The 22485-nt window shown below is 57.8% G+C and carries 21 protein-coding genes; 11 read left to right on the forward strand and 10 right to left on the reverse strand.

All coding sequences use genetic code 11. The features are described from left to right. The first annotated feature begins 16 nt into the window (after positions 1-16). Both BN4575_RS06550 and BN4575_RS06555 read left to right on the forward strand, forming a co-directional pair. Complete coding sequence (locus BN4575_RS06550; protein WP_068977611.1) at positions 17-493, forward strand: GNAT family N-acetyltransferase; 477 nt, start codon at positions 17-19, stop codon at positions 491-493. 992 nt (positions 494-1485) lie between these two features. Further along, positions 1486-3114, forward strand: coding sequence for a methyl-accepting chemotaxis protein (locus BN4575_RS06555; protein WP_068977612.1), 1629 nt, complete (start codon positions 1486-1488; stop codon positions 3112-3114). A 75-nt stretch (positions 3115-3189) separates the two neighbouring features. Here the strand turns inward: BN4575_RS06555 and srmB are convergent, their stop codons facing one another. Next, a complete protein-coding gene (gene srmB / locus BN4575_RS06560; RefSeq protein WP_042019443.1) occupies positions 3190-4413 on the reverse strand; it encodes an ATP-dependent RNA helicase SrmB in 1224 nt (407 codons plus the stop codon). Positions 4414-4531: 118 nt separating this feature from the next. On the opposite strand from srmB, the gene BN4575_RS06565 reads away from it, so the two are divergent. The 3 genes from BN4575_RS06565 (at position 4532) to brnQ (BN4575_RS06575) (ending at position 8476) form a co-directional block, all read left to right on the forward strand. Continuing rightward, complete coding sequence (locus BN4575_RS06565; RefSeq protein ID WP_068977613.1) at positions 4532-5242, forward strand: tRNA1(Val) (adenine(37)-N6)-methyltransferase; 711 nt, start codon at positions 4532-4534, stop codon at positions 5240-5242. Between the two features lie 191 nt (positions 5243-5433). Continuing rightward, positions 5434-6741: a branched-chain amino acid transport system II carrier protein gene (gene brnQ, locus BN4575_RS06570; protein WP_083221008.1), complete on the forward strand. Its 1308-nt coding sequence runs from the start codon at positions 5434-5436 to the stop codon at positions 6739-6741. Positions 6742-7198: 457 nt separating this feature from the next. Then, positions 7199-8476: a branched-chain amino acid transport system II carrier protein gene (brnQ, locus tag BN4575_RS06575; protein WP_068977615.1), complete on the forward strand. Its 1278-nt coding sequence runs from the start codon at positions 7199-7201 to the stop codon at positions 8474-8476. Positions 8477-8561: 85 nt separating this feature from the next. Here brnQ (BN4575_RS06575) and BN4575_RS06580 read toward each other — a convergent pair whose 3' ends face one another. The 3 genes from BN4575_RS06580 to zur are packed head-to-tail and all read right to left on the reverse strand — an operon-like array spanning position 8562 to position 9706. After that, on the reverse strand, positions 8562-8792 hold the full coding sequence (locus BN4575_RS06580) for a hypothetical protein (RefSeq protein ID WP_042019447.1): 231 nt from the start codon (positions 8790-8792) through the stop codon (positions 8562-8564). Between the two features lie 4 nt (positions 8793-8796). Beyond that, positions 8797-9258, reverse strand: coding sequence for a chemotaxis protein CheX (locus tag BN4575_RS06585; protein ID WP_016351979.1), 462 nt, complete (start codon positions 9256-9258; stop codon positions 8797-8799). After that, positions 9248-9706 carry a zinc uptake transcriptional repressor Zur gene (gene zur, locus BN4575_RS21195; RefSeq protein ID WP_083221010.1) on the reverse strand — a complete coding sequence of 153 codons (459 nt, stop codon included), beginning with the start codon at positions 9704-9706 and terminating at the stop codon, positions 9248-9250. The genes BN4575_RS06585 and zur overlap by 11 nt, the downstream gene beginning before the upstream one ends. Before the next feature lie 137 nt (positions 9707-9843). On the opposite strand from zur, the gene dusA reads away from it, so the two are divergent. After that, positions 9844-10830 carry a tRNA dihydrouridine(20/20a) synthase DusA gene (dusA, locus tag BN4575_RS06595; protein ID WP_068977617.1) on the forward strand — a complete coding sequence of 329 codons (987 nt, stop codon included), beginning with the start codon at positions 9844-9846 and terminating at the stop codon, positions 10828-10830. 67 nt (positions 10831-10897) lie between these two features. Here dusA and BN4575_RS06600 read toward each other — a convergent pair whose 3' ends face one another. From BN4575_RS06600 to BN4575_RS06610, 3 genes are all read right to left on the reverse strand, one after another. Next, positions 10898-12457, reverse strand: a complete 1560-nt coding sequence (locus BN4575_RS06600; protein ID WP_068977618.1) for a methyl-accepting chemotaxis protein — start codon at positions 12455-12457, stop codon at positions 10898-10900. 137 nt (positions 12458-12594) lie between these two features. Next, positions 12595-12894, reverse strand: a complete 300-nt coding sequence (locus BN4575_RS06605) for a hypothetical protein (protein ID WP_068977619.1) — start codon at positions 12892-12894, stop codon at positions 12595-12597. 131 nt (positions 12895-13025) lie between these two features. After that, a complete protein-coding gene (locus tag BN4575_RS06610) occupies positions 13026-14630 on the reverse strand; it encodes a peptide ABC transporter substrate-binding protein (protein ID WP_068977620.1) in 1605 nt (534 codons plus the stop codon). A 185-nt stretch (positions 14631-14815) separates the two neighbouring features. On the opposite strand from BN4575_RS06610, the gene BN4575_RS06615 reads away from it, so the two are divergent. Continuing rightward, positions 14816-15517, forward strand: coding sequence for a ParB-like protein (locus BN4575_RS06615; protein ID WP_068977621.1), 702 nt, complete (start codon positions 14816-14818; stop codon positions 15515-15517). A 101-nt stretch (positions 15518-15618) separates the two neighbouring features. On the opposite strand, the gene BN4575_RS06620 is transcribed toward BN4575_RS06615, so the two are convergent. Beyond that, entirely contained in the window at positions 15619-16278 is a 660-nt protein-coding gene (locus BN4575_RS06620; RefSeq protein WP_068977622.1) for a CatB-related O-acetyltransferase, read from the reverse strand. A gap of 279 nt (positions 16279-16557) precedes the next feature. On the opposite strand from BN4575_RS06620, the gene BN4575_RS06625 reads away from it, so the two are divergent. Continuing rightward, complete coding sequence (locus tag BN4575_RS06625; RefSeq protein WP_068977623.1) at positions 16558-16986, forward strand: DUF2753 family protein; 429 nt, start codon at positions 16558-16560, stop codon at positions 16984-16986. 18 nt (positions 16987-17004) lie between these two features. On the opposite strand, the gene BN4575_RS06630 is transcribed toward BN4575_RS06625, so the two are convergent. Beyond that, positions 17005-17754 (reverse strand): enoyl-CoA hydratase-related protein, encoded by a 750-nt coding sequence (locus tag BN4575_RS06630; RefSeq protein WP_068977624.1) that lies wholly within the window; start codon positions 17752-17754, stop codon positions 17005-17007. A 90-nt stretch (positions 17755-17844) separates the two neighbouring features. On the opposite strand from BN4575_RS06630, the gene BN4575_RS06635 reads away from it, so the two are divergent. Then, a complete protein-coding gene (locus tag BN4575_RS06635) occupies positions 17845-18294 on the forward strand; it encodes a copper chaperone PCu(A)C (protein ID WP_068977625.1) in 450 nt (149 codons plus the stop codon). A 94-nt stretch (positions 18295-18388) separates the two neighbouring features. After that, the gene (locus BN4575_RS06640) at positions 18389-19015 is read left to right on the forward strand and encodes a TIGR04219 family outer membrane beta-barrel protein (protein WP_068977626.1); all 627 of its coding nucleotides are present in this window, start codon (positions 18389-18391) and stop codon (positions 19013-19015) included. A 92-nt stretch (positions 19016-19107) separates the two neighbouring features. Here BN4575_RS06640 and BN4575_RS06645 read toward each other — a convergent pair whose 3' ends face one another. Next, entirely contained in the window at positions 19108-20832 is a 1725-nt protein-coding gene (locus BN4575_RS06645) for a proline--tRNA ligase (RefSeq protein ID WP_068977627.1), read from the reverse strand. Between the two features lie 274 nt (positions 20833-21106). On the opposite strand from BN4575_RS06645, the gene rlmD reads away from it, so the two are divergent. Continuing rightward, entirely contained in the window at positions 21107-22459 is a 1353-nt protein-coding gene (rlmD, locus tag BN4575_RS06650; protein ID WP_068977628.1) for a 23S rRNA (uracil(1939)-C(5))-methyltransferase RlmD, read from the forward strand. Positions 22460-22485 lie beyond the last annotated feature (26 nt).

The raw sequence follows: 22485 nt of genomic DNA on the forward strand, positions 1-22485 counted from the left end.
TGATAAGGAGTTGCCAATGAACTGGATCCTGAAACCCTGGTCCGAGCTGACCACTGATGAGTTGTACGAGTTGCTGGCACTGCGGGCCGAGGTGTTCGTGGTGGAGCAGACCTGCCCCTTCCAGGATCTGGACGGGTTGGATCGCCGCGAGGGGGTCTGGCACCTGCTTGGTTATCAGGGTGAGCAGCTGGCCGCTTACGCCCGGATCATGGCGCCCGGTATTGTTGATCAGGGCGGCGATGAGAGTGGTGTCGCCATCGGTCGGGTAGTCACCTCGCCCAGAGCGAGAGGGGGCGGTCTCGGCCATCAGTTAATTGGTGAAGCGGTGAACGCGTGCGAGGCGCGCTGGCCGGCCCACAGTATCTGGCTCGGCGCCCAAGCCCATCTGCAGGGCTTCTACGGTCAGCACGGCTTTGTGGCTGAAGGGGAAGGTTATATCGAAGACGATATTCCCCATATAGGGATGCGCATGCTGTTGAAAGCCCGTTGCTGAGCTGGAGTTTCCACCACAAAAAAGCTACAACGTATTTGTGAATAATATGTAGTCGGTCTAATGATAATTCCCTGCTGCTTTTGCTCAGGGAGTTTTTTATCTCATATTTTTATAAAGTAATAAGTTCATCGAGTATGGCACAGATTTATTGTGGTATTTGTCATTACTGAGGGTGTTCTTCTTGTCGTGTTAACACCTCTTTTTTACTCATTTAATTTGCTCTCTATAGAGCCTCTTTTTTATTAAATCAAATAGTTGTACACAAAATCAGGAGTGTTACCACTGCTATCCCTTCCATTACTCACATTCAGCGCCACGCGATACTCATGATAATTAATTCATAAAAAATGACAATCCACTCGATGATATCAATGGGTAGTCATCATATGGCATGCCATTTTCAATAGTATAGCTGTACTTGACCCCTTCCTTTATTCTGTCTATCAAGGCATTTGATACATGAAAGTTAGTCAGGTTGTTTGTTTTTTACCCTGTCGTTGATGCACCACCACCTCCCGCCCCCGATGGGTCGCTTCATCAGTACTACCTGAATATTGCTAAACATGACAAAATGTAACTAGTCTGCTCGCATAAATATGTGAATTTATTTTTGTCTTTTTTCTCAAGTTACCTGATTGGGTGGTCGATAGGTTTAATTGTCGATTATTTAAGTGCACTGGTAAAAGGGTGTATCCAGGAGGGTGGTTTTTGTTAATGAGAATTATGTATATTTCTTTATTTACATATTAATTTTTCAGTCGCAAATTAATGTTGCTGATACTTGTCAGACCACAATATTTAGGTTGGCAACACACCAATTCTCTCACCATATTTCAGCCTGTGACCCGATGCGATAGCCGGAAATCGGTTAGGCCAAAGTACAAGATCTTGTCTTGTGCAAATAGGGACGCTATGCAGCTAGCGTGATGATACACAGGATGTATGTAAAAGAGTACTGAGCACTCAGATGTATCAGTATAAGGATGTGAACAATGTTAAAGAATATGTCAATAGCTCAAAAGTTAAGTGCTGGTTTTGCGATCATCGTTCTCACTATGGTGGGGGTCATCTGGTTATTGCTTGCCCAGCTTTCCCAGCTCAATAGCACGACCGATGAGATTAACGATAACCTGGTCATGTCTATTCGTCACCTCTCCCGTATGAGAATGGAACTGGGTGAGGCCAGACGTAATGATCTGGCTCATGCCCTGATGGGACCAGCTGGTTACGAAGAGAACGAACGAGATTTTAAAAAAGCGCACGATATCTTTCTGGATCGCGCCAGACAATATGGAGCTTTAACCTTCTCGACAGCAGAAGAGGAGTCTGTTTACCACGCTTCGATGCAATCTGCTGAACGCTACTTCACCCTTCATGACAACTTTGCTGCTGCGGTCAAACAAGGGGACATGGAGCTTGCAGCTCGCTTGAGGAGTGGTGAAACCCTTGATGCTTTCAATACGACGTTAGCCAATTTGCAGCGTCTGAGCGACATTAACGCAGAAGTCGCACAAAGGTTTAATGACGAGGCCACATCAGTTTACGAGGAGGGGCGCCAGTTAGGCGTCGGTATTGGTGTGCTGGTGGTACTGTTTGTAATCATGTTGGCCAACTTCCTGATCCGCCAGATCCGCAATCCGGTCATGTCCCTGCTGGATCAAACCCGCAAGGTTGCTGCGGGAGATTTGACTGCTCGTCTTGATATGACCCACTTCTCCAACGATGAGCTGGGTACACTGGCAAAAGGATTTGGTGATATGCAGGGTAACCTGCGCACCCTGGTCAGTGAAGTCTCCGGTTCGGTCGTCCAGTTGAGTTCCGCAGCTGAAGAGATCAGTGCGGTTGCCAGTCAATCCGCCAGCAATATGAATGCCCAGCAACACGAGCTGAATCAGTTGGCGACGGCGATGAACCAGATGCAGGCTACCGTGCAGGAGGTCTCGCGTAACACTAGCGATGCAGCATCATCAGCGGGAACAGCAAGTCAGCGGGCTGAACACGGTTCCAGTACCGTACAAGAGTCTATTCTGCAGATTGAGCAGGTCGCCTCTGCAATAGAGAGCACGGCTTCCGTCATCAATCAGCTGGGAGATGACAGCCGTAATATCGGTGTTGTTCTGGATGTCATTCGCGGTATTGCCGAACAGACTAACTTGCTGGCACTCAACGCGGCGATTGAGGCGGCGCGAGCTGGAGAACAGGGTCGTGGTTTTGCTGTGGTGGCTGATGAGGTCAGAACGCTGGCGAAACGAACTCAGGATTCCACTACCCAGATCAACAGCATTATTGCAGAGCTCCAACAACGGGCCGAGCAGGCAGGTGTCACCATGCAACAAAGCCAGAGCATGATGAGCGCTACCGTTGAAACTGCTCGTGATGCCGGTAGTGCGATTGCCGAGATCAGCGGTGCTGTTGGCAGTATTTCCCACATGAATATCCAGATTGCTACCGCAACGGAAGAGCAAGGGGCGGTAAGTGAAGAGTTGAACCGCAACGTGGTCAACATCAGCAACGCCTCGGAAGAGGTGGCAACCGGCGCAACCCAGATGGCTCAGGCTTGTAATGACCTGAATCACTTGGCCACCCAACTGCACGAAATGGTCGGTCGCTTCAAAGTGTAAGCTGTTGGTATTAACAAAAACGGCCATCCCGAGGGATGGCCGTTTTGCTATGGCAGGGAAAGCGCGCCGTGATGATTACTTCTTTTTCTTCTTTGCGGTCTTCTTCTTGCCATCTTTTGGCTTTTTCTTCTTCACCGGCACCCGCGCTTCTTTGTGCTTGGGACGCAGGGAGTCGATCACCCGGCGCTTGAGGCGCTCTTCGGTGTAGCGTTCGATCTTGGCGACGATGGCCATATCGTGGGCTTCGACCAGACTGATGGCGCAGCCACGGTTGCCAGCGCGGCCGGTGCGGCCGATCCGGTGGACGTAAACGTCGGTGCCATAGGGCATGTCATAGTTGATGACATGGCTGACGTTGGGCAGGTCGATGCCGCGGGCGGCGACATCGGTGGCGACCAGGAAGGGGACTTCACCGGCGTGGAACTTGCGGATCGACTCGACGCGCTTGCTTTGCTCCATCTCGCCACGGATCCAGGCGCAGGAGATGCCTGCGGCCTGCAATTGACCAGAGAGCTCAGCCAGACGCTCACGGGTTCTGACGAAGACAATCGCCTTCTGGGTTTCCGGATCTTTGAGGATATGGATCAGCAGGGCCAGCTTGTGGGCGGCGTCATCGGCCAGATGCACCCACTGGGTGATCGGACGGCGTTCGCTGCGCGGCGGCTCGGCGTGCAGCTCGACCGGGTTGTTGAGGATCTCGTTGGCGAATCGCTCCAGACCCGCCCCTTCCAGGGTGGCGGAGAACAGCATGGTGTGCTTGCGGTAGCGCGCTTCGGCGACGATGCGGTTCACATCCTTGATAAAGCCCATGTCCAGCATACGGTCCGCTTCATCCAGCACCAGTACCTCGATGTCGTGGCTCTCGAACTCCTCTTTCTCGATGTACTCGAGCAGACGACCCGGGGTGGCGACTACGATATCGGTGGTCTTGGTCAGGGCAGGCAGTTGCTCATCATGGCTGACGCCGCCGATGATGGTCTCGATGCTGAGGTTGGTGTGGGCTGCCAGCGCCTTGGCGTGGGCGGTCACCTGCAGTGCCAGCTCGCGGGTCGGGGTCAGGATCAGCATACGGCACGGGCCCGGCTTGCGGCGCGGGAAGTCCAGCAGATGCTGGAGTGCCGGCAGCAGGAAGGAGGCTGTCTTGCCGGTACCGGTTGGAGCGGATGCCAGAATATCGCGGCCGTCCAGGGCTGGCTCCAGCACCATCTGCTGGATGGTGGTGGGGCGGGTGAATCCCATCTCGGCCAAGGCCCGGTTGAGGGCGGGATTCAGGTCGAAATCATCAAAGGACTGGCTCATGGCAATACTCGGTCATTAAGGAAACGGCAGATTATAGGCGATTATCTCGTCGGCTCCTATGGCGAGTGTGGCTTAGCCGCTATAATCGCCCACCATTTTCACTGATGACGGGGGCCAGATGGGGCGTAGCCGCGGATTTACCTTCAAACAGTTCCATATCAACCACGATCGTTGCGCCATGAAGGTGGGTACCGATGGCATTTTGCTCGGTGCCTGGGCGCCGGTCGAAAAGGCGCGCCGGGTGCTCGATATTGGCACCGGCAGTGGTCTGATCGCTCTGATGCTGGCTCAGCGCAGCATATCTGACTGCTTCATCGATGCAGTGGAGCTGGATAAGGATGCAGCGGCCCAGGCAAGAGAGAACGTGGCGACATCGTCCTGGGCCGAGCGAGTCGCGATTATCGAGCGCGCAATTCAGGATTATCAGGGTGAACCCTACGATCTCATCGTCTCCAACCCCCCCTATTTTGTGGCAGGCCAGTCATTTAGCGATCCGGCGCGGGCGCTGGCTCGCCATACCGGCGCCCTCGACAGCCACGGATTACTGGCGGCCTGCAATCGTTTGCTGAGCCCGAACGGGCAGGTGGCGCTGGTGCTGCCGACGGCGATGGCCGATGAAATTTTATGCATCTCGGCGAATTATGATCTGCATGGGATTTGTTATACAGCTGTTATCACCAGAGAGGGTAAAGCGGCAAATCGCGTTTTATTGCTACTTGGCAGAGGATTAAACAGGTGTGAGAGGGGGGAGATTGTGATCCATTCTGCTGATGGAGGCTATTCCGACAGATATATCCATCTGACCAGCCCCTACTATTTGAAGATGTAAATTTCGTCTTGAACTATTTTTTCACGCCATTATGCTGGTTCCAGATCGAGCGCCCGCTCCAGACCAGCTAAAACCACTGGTTGTGATGAAAAAACACGCGGGGCTCTTTTTTTATCCCCCCTGAACACACCCGGTCAGTGACCGATAAAAACTATAACAAGCAATAATTTACAAGACAGACGAGGTTCAACTTGACGAAATCACTCACATTGTCCGATGTACTCGGATTAGGGTTTATGACCTTCGCCTTCTACTTGGGCGCTGGCAATATCATTTTCCCGCCGTTGGCCGGTTACATGGCCGGTGAGCACCTCTCTCTGGCGATGTTTGGCTTCCTGGTCACCGCCGTGGGCCTGCCCCTGGTGACCATTCTGGCCGTGGCCAAAGCTGGCAATGGCTGGGCTGGCATGACCAAACTGCTGCCTACCGGTATCGCCACCGCGCTGGCCGTTGCCATCTATATCATCATTGGCCCGGCCTTTGCTGCGCCCCGTACCGGTCTGGTTGCCTACGAGATGGGCCTCAAGCCTTTTATCGGTGACATGGGCCAGGCGGGTCTGGCTGCCTACACAGTGGTCTTCTTCGGCATCGCCATGCTGGTCTCCATGAACCAGGGTAAGCTGATGGACGCCATCGGCAAATACCTGACGCCGGTTCTGATGCTGCTGCTGCTGACCCTGGCTGTCGGGGTGTTCGTGGCGCCGCAGGGCACCATGCCTGATGCGTCCGGTGACTATCAGAACAGCCCGTTCGTGAAAGGGATCCTGGAAGGCTACAACACCATGGATACTCTGGCGTCCCTGATGTTTGGCGCCCTGATTGTCGACCTGCTGCGCAAGAAAGGCATCAACGACTACAAGAGCCAGTTCAAGTATCTGGCGATTGCTGGCCTCATCTCTGCCATTGGTCTGTGCGTGGTGTACGTTTCCCTGTTCCGTCTGGGTAATACCGCTGCTGGCGTGGCAACCGATGTCAGCAACGGTGGTGCTATCGTCAACGCCTACGTGCTGAGTCTGTTTGGTCAGCCCGGCCAACTGATCCTGGCCGCCATCATCACCCTGGCGTGCTTCACTACCGCAGTGGGTCTGATCTCCGCCTGTTCCGATTTCTTCCATAATCTCACTGGCATGAGTTACAAGAAGCTGGTGGTGGTGCTGGGGGTGATCTGCGCCGTGGTTGCCAACGTCGGTCTGAGCCAGTTGATCAGCCTCTCCATCCCGGTGCTGGTTGCTATCTATCCGGTTGCCGTGGCATTGGTGCTGGTCACTTTCCTGAAAGGCTACTTCGGTCGTCCTCGTCTGGTGTTCCGTGCGGTGCTGGTGGTTGCCTTCCTGTTTGGTTGCCTGGATGGTCTGGGTGCTGCCGGTATGAAGATGGATGCGTTTGCCTTCCTGCCGCTGTTCGACAAGGGCCTCGCCTGGCTGATGCCAACCCTGCTGGCCTGCGTGGTAGGCATGGTGGTCCGTCCGACCGAGAAACTGGCCGCCGAAGCTGCCTGATCACCTGATGTGATGTTGCCAAGAGCCTGCCCCGTGCAGGCTCTTTTGTTTTCAGCCAGTCTCGCTGCTGCACTGCGGTTGGCACCGCCGTGACGGAGATCGTACCTGACCAGCCGCTGCTACCCGCTTGCGTCCTTTCCACTCCTCCACTGCCTGTTCTCACCTCTCGTCCTGCACGCCCGGGGCGCTATCCGCTGCTGGATAGCCGAGTCGTTCGGTGATTAATTCTGCTTTGGTAAATTGTTTCAAGATATTACTTGGTGATTGAGATCGAACTCCTCTTCTTTATGCTAAAGGTGGCGCGCCTCATCCGGTCTGCGGGCCGCATGGGCGCCAGAGGTATTGTTACCGGTTATCTGCCAGGCAGTGGGTGCAATCAATAACAAGCTGATAAAGGCAGATGAGGTTGGGTTTGACGAAATCATTGAAGTTGTCCGATGTATTCGGATTGGGGTTTATGACGTTTGCTTTCTATCTGGGGGCAGGCAATATCATTTTTCCGCCGCTGGCCGGTTTCATGGCCGGTGAGCATCTGCTGGCCGCCATGTGCGGCTTTTTGCTGACGGCGGTGGGCTTGCCGCTGATCACCCTGATTGCGGTGGCCAAGGGGAGCTCGGGGGGCGGCGCGGGCGGCTGGACCGGGATGACCCGCTATCTGCCCGCCGGGGCGGCGACGGCGCTGGCCATCACCATCTACATCATCATGGGGCCCGCCTTCGCCATTCCCCGCACCGGTCTGGTCGCCTACGAGATGGGGCTCAAGCCCTGGCTCGGGGATGCCGGTCATGAGGGGTTGCTGATCTATACCCTGAGTTTCTTTGCGCTGGTGATCCTGGTGTCGCTCGATCGGGGCAAGCTGCTCGATGCTATCGGTAAGTACCTGACTCCGGCCCTGATGGCGATGCTGCTCATTCTGGCAGTCGGGGTCTTTATGGCGCCGCAGGGCACCATGCCCGATGCCAGCGGTGAGTACATCAGTGCGCCGCTCACCAAGGGGATGCTGGAGGGGTACAACACCATGGATACCCTTGCCTCCCTGATGTTTGGCGCCCTGATCATCGGTTTGCTACGCCAGAAGGGGATAGAGGATTATCGCAGTCAGTTCAAATACCTCACCATTGCGGGTTTGATCTCGGCGGTCGGGTTGTCGGCGGTGTACGTCTCGCTCTTTCAGCTGGGCAACAGCGCCGGTGGGGTGGCGAGCGATATCAGTAATGGCGGCGCCATCGTCAATGCCTATGTGCTGAGCCTGTTTGGCCAGCCGGGGCAGTTCATTCTGGCCGCCATCATCACCCTGGCCTGTTTTACCAGTGCGGTGGGCCTGCTCTGTGCTGGCGCAGACTACTTCCACGACCTGACCGGCTGGGCCTATCGCAACTGGGTGCTGCTGCTGGGGGCGCTCTGCGCGCTGGTGGCCAATGTGGGGTTGAGTCAGCTGATCAGCCTCTCCATTCCGGTGCTGGTAGCCATCTATCCGGTTGCCGTGGCATTGGTGCTGGTCACTTTCCTGAAAGGCTACTTCGGTCGTCCTCGTCTGGTGTTCCGTGCGGTGCTGGCGGTTGCCTTCCTGTTTGGCTGCCTCGATGGGCTGGGTGCTGCCGGCATGAAGATGGATGCGTTTTCCTTCCTGCCGCTGTTTGACCAGGGCCTCGCCTGGCTGATGCCGACCCTGCTGGCTTGCGTGGTAGGCATTGTGGTCCGCCCGAGCGAGAAACTGGCCGCCGAAGCTGCCTGATCCCGAGTCCATTGAATAGCAAAGAGGCCAGCATCTGCTGGCCTCTTCTGTTGTTGCGTTGGTGATCTTCTAACGATTTAACGGTTCAGATTTGTGGGGCTACCGGTTTTGGTTTTCCCTCCAGCCCATACCAGTGGCTGCTGATGCGTCCTGCATGCCACTCGAGGGTACCCCATGGATCCTTGGCTTCCCAGCGCGGGAAGTTGATGAGCACCCGGTTATCCTCGTACTTGTAGAGGGAGGTGCTGATCTGTATATCCGACAGGATCAGCAGCAGGGCCCAGCAGATGAAAATCCATTTCAATGCTTTCCACATAGGGTTACTCGAAGCAGATTTCGATGGTGGCGCGGCCGTAATCTGATTCGAACGGCATCATGATCTTGGTGCCATCGGCCCGGTGGGTGATGGTGTGATTGGGGCCGGAAACGATGATAGGGGTTGCCATGTCAAACTCGTAACCCTTCTCACCCAGCATCCGTTTGGCGCCACCGGTTACCATGTTGGTGATCTCGCCCACCATGTCGGTCACTTCTTCGTTGATGGTGGCGGGGGCTTCACCCAGCATGCGGCGCATGATCTCCAGCGCCAGACCCTTCTCGAAGCTGATGGAGAGGGAACCACGGGTTTGCGGGCCGACCATGCCGATCAGGCCGGAGACGTCGCCGCGTGCCAGCTCATCCATCTTGCGTTTCGGTTTGCCCGGTTTGAGTTCCAGTTGTGCCATGGTCGAGAGCACATTGAGCAGGGATAGCAGGAACGGATTTACAAAATCAGCCTTCATGATGACTTCCTACAGTGGGCGTACAGCGAGCACATTGGCCATGTGCCTCTATTGTCTTATTGGTAATAGTAAAACCATGCAAGTGGGCCTGCTCGGAAAACGCGCTATCGATCGCCGTATCGTGAAGCTCGACCACATCCCCGCACTCATCGCAGATCAACAACTGCATCGGGTGAGCGTGATCGAAGTGGCAGCAGAAGATAAATGCGTTGAGAGATTCCACCTTGTGAGCAAAGCCCTGTTCGAGCAAAAAATCGAGCGCCCGATAGACGGTTGGCGGCTTGGCATTGGCTTCGGTTTGTTGCAGTTGGGCTAACAAATCATAGGCGCTGATGGCGTTGCCGTGTGCCGCCAACAGGCTAAATACCTGACGTCGGGTCGGGGTGAAGCGGATCCCTCGCTGTATACAGAGTCGCTCGGCTCGTTGTAAAAGTTGGTCTTGATTCATGATCGCGCAGATACCCTTTCTATTAGCCGGATACTATCACAGGGCTTCGCATGGCGCGGCGACAAAATTCATTTTCTGGGGCTGCTTCACGTTGTGATAAAATCCGCCCCTTTCTTTAGCCAACCCGGATGATTTTTATGCAGGCGCAGCGTTTTTCCATCGCCCCCATGCTGGACTGGACTGATCGGCATTGCCGTTACTTTCATCGACTGATGAGTCGCCAGACCTTGCTCTATACCGAAATGGTGACCACCGGCGCCATCATCCACGGCAAGGGGGATTATCTGGGTTACAGCGAGCAGGAGCACCCTATCTCCTTGCAGCTGGGTGGCAGCAATCCGGCCGATCTGGCCCATTGCGCCAAGCTGGCCGAGGAGCGTGGCTATGACGAGATCAACCTCAACGTCGGCTGCCCCTCTGATCGGGTGCAGAACGGCCGTTTTGGTGCCTGTCTGATGGGTGAACCGGCGCTGGTGGCTGACTGCGTCAAGGCGATGCGCGATGTGGTCGATATCCCGGTGACGGTGAAGACCCGTATCGGTATCGACGATCAGGACTCCTACGAATTTCTGCAGGCCTTCATCGAACAGGTGCGCGATGCCGGTTGTGACACCTTCATAGTCCATGCCCGTAAGGCGTGGCTGAGCGGCCTGAGCCCCAAGGAGAACCGCGAGATCCCGCCGCTCGATTACCCCCGCGTCTATCGGGTCAAGCAGGATTACCCCGAGCTGACCATTGCCCTCAACGGCGGCGTCACCTCCATGGAGCAGACTCTCGAGCATCTGCAGCATGTGGATGGCGTCATGATGGGGCGCGAAGCCTATCAGAACCCCTACATTCTGGCGCAGGTAGATAACCTGGTGTTCGGCCAGAATAACGCGGTGCCGAGCCGCCACGAGGTGGTGCGGATGATGCTGCCTTACATCGAGCAGGAGCTGGCTAAGGGTAACTACCTTTCCCACATGACTCGCCATATTCTGGGGCTGTTCCAGAACATGCAGGGAGCCCGCGCCTGGCGCCGTCACCTGAGTGAAAACGCCTGCAAACCGGGCGCCGGTATTCAGGTGGTGCTGGATGCCATGGCCAAAGTGCCGGAGTTTGCCAGCAGCGAGACCGCCGAATAAGCCGCTTTGCCAGGGCAAGAACCATAAAAAGCGCGTCAGTTGACGCGCTTTTTTGATCGCTGTCGCTTCAATATCTGAACTGGTTGATCAGCCGCGAGAGATCCTGCAGTCGCTCTACCAGCAGGGTGATGCCATCGAGGGCCTGCCTGCTGTTGTCAGCTGTGTGGCTGGCCAGTTGGTGGATCTGGTGCACCCCTTCATCGAGCGTCGCCGTGACGTCGGCCTGCTGACTCACCGCCTGGGCGATCTCGTCGCTGGTGCGGGTTACCTGCCCCAACATTTGGTTTATCTGGGTGAGCACGTCGGCGGTGGTGCCCGCGTGCTGCTGGCAGCGCACCGAAGTCTGTGCCCCTTGTGTCATCCCGTCCGACAGCTGTCGTGTAGTCTGTTGCAGCGCCTGGATCATCTCGTGGATCTCGCTGGTCGAGGCTCGGGTCTTCTGGGCCAGCGCCCTCACTTCGTCCGCCACCACGGCAAAACCGCGCCCCTGTTCGCCCGCCCGGGCGGCCTCGATGGCCGCATTGAGAGCGAGCAGGTTGGTCTGGTCAGCGATTTGGCTGATTACCTCCAGAATGCCGCTGATCTTCTGGCTGTCGCTGGTGAGCTGTGCCAGCACCGCGTGGTTGGCATCCAGCTCCTGATGGAGTTGGTTGACGGAGGATTGGGTGGTCGCCAATGCTTGCAGCCCCTCGGCAGAGACCTGCTGCACCTCTATGACCAGATTGCTCGCCTCATGGGCACTGTGTGCCACATCGCGAATGGAGTGGCTCAGCTCGGTGATGGCGGTGGCCAGCTGCTCACTGTGGGCGCGTTGCTGCTGCAGGTGAGTATCGATGGTCTGGATATTGCCCCGGTCATCTTCGGCCGCCTGCAGGATCTGCTGGTTGGTGTCGGCGCTGCGCCCGACCACGGCCTTGAGCTCGGCCTGCTTCATCCGCAGGGCCAGTTCGACGGCAGCCAGGGTGTCGCGCCGTCGGGTGTAGAGCACCTGACAGAGACGGGTTCCCTTGTCTTGATCGGCAAGGGTAAGCAGGTGAGCCAGCCGCTGCTGCAATCGCCAGCCGTGGGTTGCCTGTGCCAGCAGCAACAGGGTTGTGGGCAGCAGCCAGAACAGGTTGCCGGTGGCAAAAGTAGCAAGGGTGGTGAGCAACGCAGAAGCGGAGAGCCAGAGGGTCAGCTGACCCGGTTCAATGTGAAACCGACTCAGCCAGGGAAGCGCTTTGCCGCTGCGCAGCAGGCCATAGAGCTGCTCGGCCCAGGCCACATCGCTGGCGGCGGGTTTGGTGCGTACCGACTGGTACTCGACGATCTCCTTCTGGGCATTGAGGATCGGGGTGACGTAAGCGTTTACCCAATAGAACTGACCGCTTTTGGCGCGGTTCTTGACCAGCCCCATCCAGCTTTTGCCCTGTCGCAGCTGCTGCCACATGTCGGCGAAGGCAGCCTTGGGCATGTCGGGGTGACGCACCAGATTGTGGGGTACCCCTTCCATTTCGGTAGCACCATACCCTGCCACATCACAGAAGTGCTGGTTGGCATAGGTAATATGGCTGGCGGGATCCGTGGTCGAGATGAGTGAGATATTGTCGGGGAAGTGTATCTCCCCCTCCTGATGGAGTTTGGTCATGTGTCGTTCCTGAAAAAGCCAACCAACTGATAAATATGTTTTTTATTGTTGTTTTCAGTTAATCATTCTAAGGCTCTTTAGTGCCCCGAACTTGGCTTAGGTCAATTAATCAACACAATGAATTGATGAAGTGAGGGTCAGCTGGCCGGTGCGAAATCATGAATTTCACCGGTTCTCGGTTTAAAGCGCGGATCGCCATCTTTGTAGCTGCGCACCAGCTGCATGGTCTGGCAGAAGCTGGCCTGTTTGTCGTACTCCTGACGGGCCAACTCGATGGCGCGCTCGGCACGGCGCCGCTCCATCTTGTCAGACTTGCGATCGCTGAACTGTTGCTGCTGGTGCAGCATCCAGCCGACAAACTCTTGCTGGCATTTTGCTTCGTTATTGGCCTGCACAGGCAGGGTCCACAACAGGGGGAGCAGTAACAGATAACGCATGTTCAACCGATGATCAGAGGGGGGATTCACTAGAAGGGCGGCATTTTATGCCTAAAACTTGAGCATGAACAGTATCCAATAAGAGGGCCGCCCGCAGGCGGCCCTCTTTGGTTTCAGCCTTGGTTACCAGCTCAGTGTTTGACGAGATAGAGCTGGCGGCTGTAAGCCACATCTTCCGGGTTGTTGATGGGATAGCCCTTGAGCCATGGCTTGATGAGACGGGCATTGGTGTACTGGTAGATGGGGGCGATGGGGGCCTGATCCAGCAGGATCGCCTCCGCCTCGCCAAACAGCTTGCTGCGGCTGGTAGCATCCTGAGTGCTGGCCGCCTCTGCCAGCAGCTGGTCATAACGGGCATTGGCAAAGCCTGCCATGTTGCCGCTGTGACGGGAGCCCCACAGGCCGAGGAAGGCGGAGGGGTCGTTGTAGTCGGCGACCCAGGAGGAGCGGATCACCTCGAACTGACCGCTCTGGCGGCTGTCGAGATAGGTTTTCCACTCCTGATTGGTCAGCTCGACCTCAGCGCCCAGCTTCTGCTTCCACATGCTGGCGATGGCCAGTGCCATCTTCTTGTGAATTTCCGCGGTGTTGTAGAGCAGAGTCAGCTTGAGCGGCTTGTCCGGGCCGTAACCGGCCTCCTTGAGCAGGGCCTTGGCCTTGCTGTCCAGCGCCGGTTGGCTGCTGGTGGAGAGCAAGTTGGCGGCAGGAGTGAAGCTGGCGGTCACATCCGGGGTGAAGTGATAAGCCGGTTTCTCGCCAGTGCCGAGCACCTTGTCGGCGATCAGGGCGCGGTCGATGGTGTAGGAGAGCGCCTTGCGCACCCGCACATCGTTCAGTGGCGCCTGTTTGGTATTGAAGGCGTAGTAGTAGGTGCCGAGCTGATCCGGAGTGTAGACCTCATTCGGGATCTGCTGCTTCAGCTTGTCGTACTGCTCCTTGGGGAAGGATTCGGTGATATGCAGATCGCCAGCCAGGTAGCGGTTGGTCGCCGCGCTCTCCTGATTGATCGGCATGAAGATCACCTTGGTCAATACGGTATGGGCCCGATCCCAGTAATAAGGGTTGGGGGTCAGCTCCAGCTTCTCGTTGACCACCCGGTTGTTCAGCACAAAGGCACCGTTGCCCACCAGTTTGCCGGGCTGGGTCCACTGGTTGCCGTACTGCTCGATGCTGGCTTGATGGAGCGGCGACAGGCTGGGGTGACTTAGCAGGTTAAGGAAGTAGGGCACCGGCTGGGAGAGGGTCACCTGCAGGGTGTGGTCATCAAGGGCCTTGACCCCGAGCTCGCTGGCAGGCAATTTGCCAGCCACGATCTCGTCCACCTTGTCGAAACGGGCCAACTGGGCAAACCAGGCGAAGGTGGCGGCCTCTTTCGGGTCGACCAGCTTGCGCCAGCCGTAGACGAAGTCGCCGGCCTTGACCGGATCGCCGTTGGACCAGTGCGCATCCGGGCGCAGATGGAAGGTAAAGAACTGGTTGCCCTTGTTCTCCCAGCTAGCCGCCACCCCTGCAACCGGTTTGCCATCCGGCCCCTGGGTTAGCAGTCCCTCGAACAGATCCCGCAGCACCTGCAACTCCGGCAGGCCGACCAGCTTGAGCGGGCTCAGGCTCGCAGGTTCATCCTTGAGGTGGCGAACGACAATTTGTTCGGCGGCGAGTTGTGTTCCGGCGGGAATATCGGCAGCCTGAACAGCGGCGCAGCCCAACAGGGCCAGCAAGGGGCTCCATCCTTTCATGGGTCGGATCCTTCAAATAGTGTGAAGCGGGGAGAAAACTCGGCGATAAAATGTCGCCGACAGATGGGGAATCATGATATCCCGTTTACTGGTCTGGCCGCCAGCATTTGGCTCTCAACCCCAGTCGGGGATGCGGGGGGCATGCGGGTCTCTCTGCAGTTCAATGTGGCAAGGAGTATCAAACGATGAAAGCATGGTTATTGCTGGCCTGTATGTTGAGCCAGGGCGCCTGGGCGTTGGCCCCGTGCCAGCGCGAGACGGCGGTGGGCAACTGGTGCGAGATCGGCATCGATGCCTTGCACCCGACTCAGGGGGGCGTCGGCCAGATCCAGGTCGATGAGACCCAGGCCACATTGGCGGGCATGAGTGCAAAGCAGCTCGACAAGTTAATGAAAAAGAAAGAGATCCCCGTGGTGATTGCGCCGGATGGCGGCTACTGGCTAGTGGATCGGCATCATCTGACCAAAGCGTTGTGGCAACAAGGCGTCACAGAGGCCAGGGTCAAGGTGATCGGTCGCCTGCAGGATAAAGACAATTTCTGGAGCCAGATGCAGAACAACCACTGGGCCTGGCTCAAGGATGAAAAGGGGCAGCCGCTGACCCCGGAGCAGTTGCCGACCAGCATCGACAAGCTGTCTGATTATCCCTATCGCACCCTGGCCGGACTGCTGCAGGATGCGGGCTACTTCAGCAAGGACAAGCAGGTCTATTTCGTCGAGTTTGCCTGGGCCAGCTGGCTCGGCAAGCAGATGCAGTGGATGCCGGTGGACAGCGCTAATCTGGCGGCCCGGTTGCAACAGGCCAAACGGCTTGCCTGCGGCAGCGATGCCAAGGATCTGCCCGGTTATCCCGGCAAGCAGTGTAGTCAATCCAAAACGGTGCAGTGACCGGATGAGCTATGACGGCATCTCATGCATGCCAAAGATGAAAGAGGGCGACCCCGGGGTCGCCCTTCTGCTGTCAGCTTGTTCGTGCTGGTTGGCGGTGGTCACTCATGGTGCTCAGCCCAGCGGGCGGCCGCCTGCTCAAGCAGGGCGACTTCGCCTTGCTGGATCAGCGGCAACAGGGCGTTGACCTGTTGATCCGGCCAATCCCACCAAGCGAGGGCCTGAAGCCGGGCAATCTCCTCCTCGTCAAAGCGCATCCGCACCACCCCGGCCGGGGTGCCCGCCACCATGGCATAGGGCGGTACATCCTGATTGACCAGCGAGCGGGCGGCGATGATGGCACCATCGCCGATGGTGACACCGGGCATGATCATCGCCTCCATGCCGATCCAGACATCGTTGCCGATGCGGGTATCACCGGCGGGGCGGTAGCTGCGCTTGAGCGCTGCCAGATCGGCGAACGGATAGGTGCTGATGAAGGCGGTGTTGTGGGTGTGGTTGCCCCCCATGATGATCTTCACCCCGGCGGCAATCTGCACATAGTCGCCGATATGGAGCCGGTCGATATGCCACAGCGGCTCCCAGCCGGTATCGGGATGGCGGCTGAAGCGGTCGCCATGGAGGTAGCGCACCGCCACCTCCTCGAAGGGGCCATCCCAGGCACCCGAGTAGTAGCTGTGCTGCCCCTTGAGGCAGATATTGGGGTTGGTCACCGTCAGGTGCAAGTATTCGACCTGCGACCAGTGTTGGCAGGTGTTCATGTTGGTACTCCTTTGCTGAATGGATTGGTTGCGTGCGGGTGAGCGCAGCTAATAGATCCAGACCAGCATGCGGGGCACGCAGAGCAGGGAGCAGCCCAGCATCTGCGGGAGGCGAGGTCGCATTGTGGTGTGCTCCAAAGAAGGGGAAAGGGCATGATCATAAGGTCGGGCGTCCGGTTTGCCAAGGCTGCGGAGAGATCCTGCACTAACCCTCTGGTTGATATTTATTCTCAATTAGCCATGATAACACTCCCACAATGACGGACCCGGGAGCGCGAGATGACACCGCAAAGTTGGCAACGATACATGCTGGAGGCTGATCGAGCCTGGCAGGCCGGTTCGCTGGGGGCGGCGATCTGCTTTTATCAGCAGGCGCTGGGGGATGTTTACGAGATGACCCAGGTCGAGTTGACCGAGCTGGCCACCATGCGGGTCGCCACCTGTCACCGGCTGGCCGATTTCTGGCGGGCGATGGATGAGCCGACTTACGAGTTGCGCTACCTGAAGCTCGCCGCCGAGCTGGTCACGGCGCTGGTGCCACAATGCCCGAACCGGGAGTGCGAGGCACTGATCAGCGAGCTGGGTTGCTGTCGTGGTGCCTTGCTCGCCTTCCTCAAGCGCCACCCCAATCCGGAAATTGCCCGGCTGATCCAGCTACAGGACAAGGTGCAGGGCTGCGAGCTGATCGGCCGTTTTCGTCTTAACTGACTGGGGCTGAGTTGCAGCTCAGCTCCGCCGTTTGAGTTTCTGGGCGATCCGTTGCTGCGCCTCTTCCCCTTGCAGTGCCTGCGCGAAGGCGCGCGCCTCCAGATCGATGACAAAGTGTACCGCCTGTTTGAGCTCCTGTTTCAGCAGCGCCTTGCTCTTTTGCAGCGCCCTGGGCGGCTTGGCTGCCAGCTTTAGTCCCTGCTCACGGGCAAAGGAGAGCACTCCATCGGCAGCTACCACCCGGTTGGCCAGCCCGAGCCGCAGCGCTTCCTCTGCATCGATCGCTTCGGCCAGCAGCAACAGCTCCGCCGCCTTGAGGTGACCCACCAGACGCGGCAGCAGCAGGCTGGAGGCAAACTCCGGCACCAGCCCCAGCTCGACAAAGGGGAGCTGCAAGCGGGCGTTATCCCCTAGATAGACCAGATCGCAGTGCAGCAGAATGGTGGTGCCAATCCCCACTGCCGGGCCGCCAACGGCGGCGATCACAGGTTTGGGGAAATCCGCCAGGGTGTGGAGGAACTGCAGGATAGGGTCGTCGGGCTCCAGCGAACTCTTGCCCATAAAGTCGGCCAGGTCATTGCCCGCAGTGAAACAGTCGTGCTGCCCCTGCAATAACAGGACATGCACCTCGTCATCGGCCGCCGCCTCTCGCAGCGCCGCCACCAGTTGCTCATACAGCTCGGTATTGAGGGCGTTGCGCTTGTCGGGGCGGTTGAGGGTCAGGGTGAGCAAGCCATCCTGCTGCTCGGCAATGAGAATGGGGGCCATGTCTAAATCCTTGTTATTGAAAGGTGCAAAAAAGGTTGCCGCTGGGGTAACCTTGCTGCCGTTTAACAACATCATAAAAGGATTTCAACCATGTTTAAACGTGCGTTTTATTCTCTGCTGGTACTGGGTATGACTGCGCCAGCACTGGCCAAGGTCGAGGCGGTTGATGGTTATGTGCGCCTGCTGCCGCCGGGCTCCCCCAACACCGCCGCCTTTATGGTGCTCAAGAACGATGCCGATCAGCCGGTCAAGCTGGTAGCGGCGGCCTCTGCTGCGGCTGGGCGTGCCGAGTTGCATACTCACCTGCACGAAAATGGCGTGATGAAGATGCGTCAGGTCGAGAGCATCGAGATCCCGGCCAAGGGCGAGGCGGTACTCAAACCGGGCAGTTTGCACATCATGCTGTTCGAGGTGGGTGCTCTCTCCGAGCAGGCTCCCATGCCGCTGACCCTCACCATGGACGATGGTCAGAAGCTGGATCTGTCACTGCCGGTGAAGCCGATTGAGCCGATGGCAGGCATGAAGCATATGAAGCACTGACATTTGTCGTCGTTTGTTCAGGATTCCCGCTGGGTATTTTGGCTGCACCGAGTAAAATAGTGCCCTTTCCATGTATGCAAGAGGAAGTGACGTAATGAAAAAGACGCTGATTGCCGGTGTTGTATTGGCTCTGTGCAGCCAAGGTGCCATGGCCGCTAACGACTGGCGTTTTGCTGCCGGTGCGGATGTATGGTCTTCTCAGGGTAGTGGTCAGGCCTATAACCGCAGCACCAACTACGATGACAACTACAACTGGAACGGCTATCTGCAGCTGGAACACGGCATCATCTTCCTGCCGAACGCCAAGTTTGAAATCTCCGATTTCAGCACCTCCGGTGGCGCCTTCAAAAACGACCTGACCGCCTACGATCTGAGCCTCTACTACCGTCTGTTCAACAACGATCTGTTCAAGATCGATCTGGGCATGACCGGCCGTCACTACGATGGTGAGCAGGTAACCTGGGGTCGCCAGGGTTATAAAGAAGATACCCTGATGGCCTATGCTGGCAGCGAAGTGAAGATCCCGGGTACCGGTTTCGCCTTCTTCGGCGACCTGCGTACCCACGATGCGGACAACTATGACTACCGTCTGGGTGGTTCTTACAAGTTCTCCTCCATGCCGATCAAGCTGCGCGCTGGCTGGCGTGAAGCCAAGGTCGACTTCGACAACATCGATCAGTCTATCGACGGCTGGTTCATGGGCGGCGAATTCACCTTCTAATCGGATTGTCATCCGGTTGCGGTCGTCAGAGAAAGCAGAAACAAAAAGCGCGCCAAATGGCGCGCTTTTTTTATCTTGGCAAGGGGGCGGGATTAACGGCCCAGCTTGGCCTTGAGCATGGCGATGATGTCGCCAATGGCCACTTCCTGCTTCTCGCCGGAGCGGCGGCACTTGTACTCCACCACACAGTTGTCGAGGCTGCGATCGCCGATGACGATGGCGTGCGGCACACCCAGCAGCTCCATGTCGGCGAACATCACGCCCGGGCGCTCTTTACGGTCGTCGAACAGCACATCCACACCAGCCGCTTTCAGCTCGGCGTAGAACTGCTGAGCCTGCTCGGCCACGCGCTCGGATTTGTGCATGTTCATCGGCACTATGGCCACTTCGAACGGGGCGATGGCGTCCGGCCAGATGATGCCGTACTGGTCGTTGTTCTGCTCGATGGCGGCAGCCACCAGACGGGAAACCCCGATACCGTAGCAACCCATCTCCATGGTGACGGACTTGCCGCCTTCGTTCAGCACGCTCGCCTTCATCGCTTCGGAGTACTTGGTGCCCAGCTGGAAGATGTGGCCCACTTCGATACCGCGCTTGAGCAGCAGCTTGCCCTGGCCGCACGGGCTCGGGTCGCCTTCTACCACGTTGCGCAGGTCGGCAACTTCATAGGTAGCGATGTCGCGATCCCAGTTGGCACCGGTCAGGTGGAAGCCGGTGTCGTTGGCGCCGCAGACGAAGTCCGCCAGATGGGCAGCGCTGCGATCGACAATGATGCGACCGGCAAAGCCGACCGGGCCGATGGAGCCTGCATCGCAACCGGCGGCAGCTTTGATCTGCTCGTCGTTGGCGAAGGTCAGCGGGTTGGCAACGCCAGAAAGCTTCTCGGCCTTGATTTCGTTCAGCTCGTGGTCGCCACGCAGTACCAGCGCGATGACCGCCTGCTTGCCGTGCTCATCTTCCTCTGCCAGTACCAGCAGGGTTTTGGCGATGGCGGTCGGCGCCACGCTCAGGAAGGCGGCGACTTCGTCGATGGTGTGGACGGCCGGGGTGGCAACCTTGGTCAGGGCTGCGGTAGCGGCAGCGCGCTCGCCAACGGGCGCCAGCGCTTCGGCCATCTCGATGTTGGCGGCGTATTCGGAGCTGTCGGAGAAGGCGATCAAATCTTCACCGCTCTCGGCCAGTACCTGGAATTCATGGGAACCGGTACCACCGATGGAGCCGGTATCGGCCTGCACCGGACGGAAGTTCAGACCCATGCGGGTGAAGGCAGTGCAGTAGGCGGCGTGCATCCGCTCATAGGTATCGATCAGCGAGGCCTTGTCGATGTGGAAGGAGTAGGCATCCTTCATCAGGAACTCGCGGCCACGCATCACGCCGAAACGGGGGCGCACTTCGTCGCGGAACTTGGTCTGGATCTGGTAGAGGTTGAGCGGCAGCTGCTTGTAGCTGTTCACTTCGTAACGAACCAGCGAGGTGATCACCTCTTCGTGGGTCGGGCCCAGCACGAAGGGGCGGTTGTGGCGGTCGGTCAGGCGGCACAGTTCGGGGCCGTAGTCATCCCAGCGGCCTGACTCTTGCCACAGCTCGGCGGGTTGTACCACCGGCATGGAGACTTCGATGGCACCAGCATTGTTCATCTCTTCGCGAACAATGTTCTCGATTTTTTTCAGTACCCGCAGACCGGTTGGCAACCAGGCATACATGCCGGAGGCCAGTTTACGGATCATCCCGGCGCGCAGCATCAGCTGGTGGCTGACAACTTCAGCGTCGGAGGGGGTTTCCTTGAGAGTGGAAAGCAGATATTGGCTGGTACGCATCGCGGTAGACCTTAGCTAAGACGGGCGCTGGGCCCTGGATAAATTCAAGGGCGGAATTTTAACAGGCTGGGCGTTGCGGCCCAAGGGCTAAATTTAACGCAGCCCTGAAAGGTAACAGGGCTCGGCAGATGGCCAGGCGCCACCACCATTACAACACGCAGGCTTTTTATGCCTGCAATTTGGCCGGATCTCCGCTAAACTCTGCCACCTTTTCTTGATGGGCATGGCTGTGCCGCGTCCATCACCCCCCATTTTTGTATTTTTGGAGCCGCTCATGCCGTTAGTGGGACATCAACACCAGATCGAGATCCTGGAACTGACCGACAAAGGAGATGGCAAAGGACGCCTGTTCGATCGCCCCCTGTTTGTCGAAGGTCTGCTGCCCGGTGAGCAGGCGCTGGTGGAGCTGACCGAGGTCAAGCCGAACTATCTGCATGGCAAGGTCACCGAGCTGCTCCAGCCCTCTGCCGATCGGGTTGCCGATTTCTGCCCCAACACCGAGTGCGGTGGTTGTCAGGTGCGCCCGCTGGCCTATCCGGCCCAGCTCAAGCTCAAGCAGGCGCTGGTGCAGAGCGCACTGGAGCAGGTCGGGCTGGGGGAGACCAAGGTCAACCCGATCCTCGGTATGGAGAGCCCGTTCGCCTATCGCAACAAGGCCCAATACGCGGTGCGTGGCTGCGAAGCCGGTGCCGAGATCGGCTTTTATCGCAAGCACTCCCATGACCTGATCACTGCCGATGACTGCGCGGTGCAGGATTCACTGCACGTAGAGCTTAATGCCCGGGTGCGCAACTGGATGCGCGAGCATGACATCGCCGCCTATGACGAAGTGAACCACACCGGCTGCGTGCGCAACCTGATGACCCGTAAGGGCTTCAAGAGCGGCGAGCTGATGGTGGTGCTGGTGACCCTGGGTGACGCGCTGCCGTTCGAAGCCGAGCTGCTGGCTGCCCTGAGCGATCTGCCGATCACCACTCTGGTGCAGAACATCAACGATGAGCGCACCAACCGCATTCTGGGCACCACCAACCGGGTGCTGCTGGGCGAAGGGGTGATCCGCGACAAGATCCACGAACTCGAGTTCGAGATCTCGCCGCTCTCCTTCTTCCAAAACAACCCGACCCAGACCGATGTGCTCTACTCCAGCGCCCTCGAATATGCCGAGCTGACCGGCAATGAGACGGTGTTCGACATCTATTGCGGTATCGGCACCATCTCCCTGTTCCTGGCTGGCAAGGCCGCCAAGGTGGTGGGGATCGAGTCAGTGGAGAGCGCCATCAGCGATGCCCGTCGCAATGCCGCCCTCAACGGCATTGAGCACACCGAATTCCACGTTGGCAAGGCCGAGCAGCTGATGCCCGAGCTGCACGCTCAGGGCGTGACCGCTGATGTGGTGGTGCTGGATCCGCCCCGCAAGGGTTGTGACAAGGCGGTGCTGCAGACCCTGGTGGCTATGGCGCCCCGTCGGCTGGTCTATGTCTCCTGCAACCCGCAGACTCTGGCCCGCGATCTCGCCTGGCTGGTCAAGCAGGGCTTCGTGCTGGACGAGGTCCAGCCGGTCGATATGTTCCCGCACTCTATGCATGTCGAGGCTGTCGCTCGCCTGAGTTTGCCCGCCAAGGCGTGAATCATCACCTGACACTCGCCCATAAA

This window comes from Aeromonas sp. EERV15 (genome assembly GCF_900079845.1).
GTDB classification, from domain to species: Bacteria; Pseudomonadota; Gammaproteobacteria; order Enterobacterales; family Aeromonadaceae; genus Aeromonas; species Aeromonas sobria.

Bases quoted from the DNA above. Each gene is read 5' to 3' on its own strand.
- BN4575_RS06550 (WP_068977611.1), top strand. From the start codon at position 17: ATGAACTGGATCCTGAAACCCTGGTCCGAGCTGACCACTGATGAGTTG.
- BN4575_RS06555 (WP_068977612.1), top strand. From the start codon at position 1,486: ATGTTAAAGAATATGTCAATAGCTCAAAAGTTAAGTGCTGGTTTTGCG.
- srmB (WP_042019443.1), bottom strand. From the start codon at position 4,413: ATGAGCCAGTCCTTTGATGATTTCGACCTGAATCCCGCCCTCAACCGG.
- BN4575_RS06565 (WP_068977613.1), top strand. From the start codon at position 4,532: ATGGGGCGTAGCCGCGGATTTACCTTCAAACAGTTCCATATCAACCAC.
- brnQ (WP_068977615.1), top strand. From the start codon at position 7,199: ATGACGTTTGCTTTCTATCTGGGGGCAGGCAATATCATTTTTCCGCCG.
- BN4575_RS06580 (WP_042019447.1), bottom strand. From the start codon at position 8,792: ATGTGGAAAGCATTGAAATGGATTTTCATCTGCTGGGCCCTGCTGCTG.
- BN4575_RS06585 (WP_016351979.1), bottom strand. From the start codon at position 9,258: ATGAAGGCTGATTTTGTAAATCCGTTCCTGCTATCCCTGCTCAATGTG.
- zur (WP_083221010.1), bottom strand. From the start codon at position 9,706: ATGAATCAAGACCAACTTTTACAACGAGCCGAGCGACTCTGTATACAG.
- dusA (WP_068977617.1), top strand. From the start codon at position 9,844: ATGCAGGCGCAGCGTTTTTCCATCGCCCCCATGCTGGACTGGACTGAT.
- BN4575_RS06600 (WP_068977618.1), bottom strand. From the start codon at position 12,457: ATGACCAAACTCCATCAGGAGGGGGAGATACACTTCCCCGACAATATC.
- BN4575_RS06605 (WP_068977619.1), bottom strand. From the start codon at position 12,894: ATGCGTTATCTGTTACTGCTCCCCCTGTTGTGGACCCTGCCTGTGCAG.
- BN4575_RS06610 (WP_068977620.1), bottom strand. From the start codon at position 14,630: ATGAAAGGATGGAGCCCCTTGCTGGCCCTGTTGGGCTGCGCCGCTGTT.
- BN4575_RS06615 (WP_068977621.1), top strand. From the start codon at position 14,816: ATGAAAGCATGGTTATTGCTGGCCTGTATGTTGAGCCAGGGCGCCTGG.
- BN4575_RS06620 (WP_068977622.1), bottom strand. From the start codon at position 16,278: ATGAACACCTGCCAACACTGGTCGCAGGTCGAATACTTGCACCTGACG.
- BN4575_RS06625 (WP_068977623.1), top strand. From the start codon at position 16,558: ATGACACCGCAAAGTTGGCAACGATACATGCTGGAGGCTGATCGAGCC.
- BN4575_RS06630 (WP_068977624.1), bottom strand. From the start codon at position 17,754: ATGGCCCCCATTCTCATTGCCGAGCAGCAGGATGGCTTGCTCACCCTG.
- BN4575_RS06635 (WP_068977625.1), top strand. From the start codon at position 17,845: ATGTTTAAACGTGCGTTTTATTCTCTGCTGGTACTGGGTATGACTGCG.
- BN4575_RS06640 (WP_068977626.1), top strand. From the start codon at position 18,389: ATGAAAAAGACGCTGATTGCCGGTGTTGTATTGGCTCTGTGCAGCCAA.
- BN4575_RS06645 (WP_068977627.1), bottom strand. From the start codon at position 20,832: ATGCGTACCAGCCAATATCTGCTTTCCACTCTCAAGGAAACCCCCTCC.
- rlmD (WP_068977628.1), top strand. From the start codon at position 21,107: ATGCCGTTAGTGGGACATCAACACCAGATCGAGATCCTGGAACTGACC.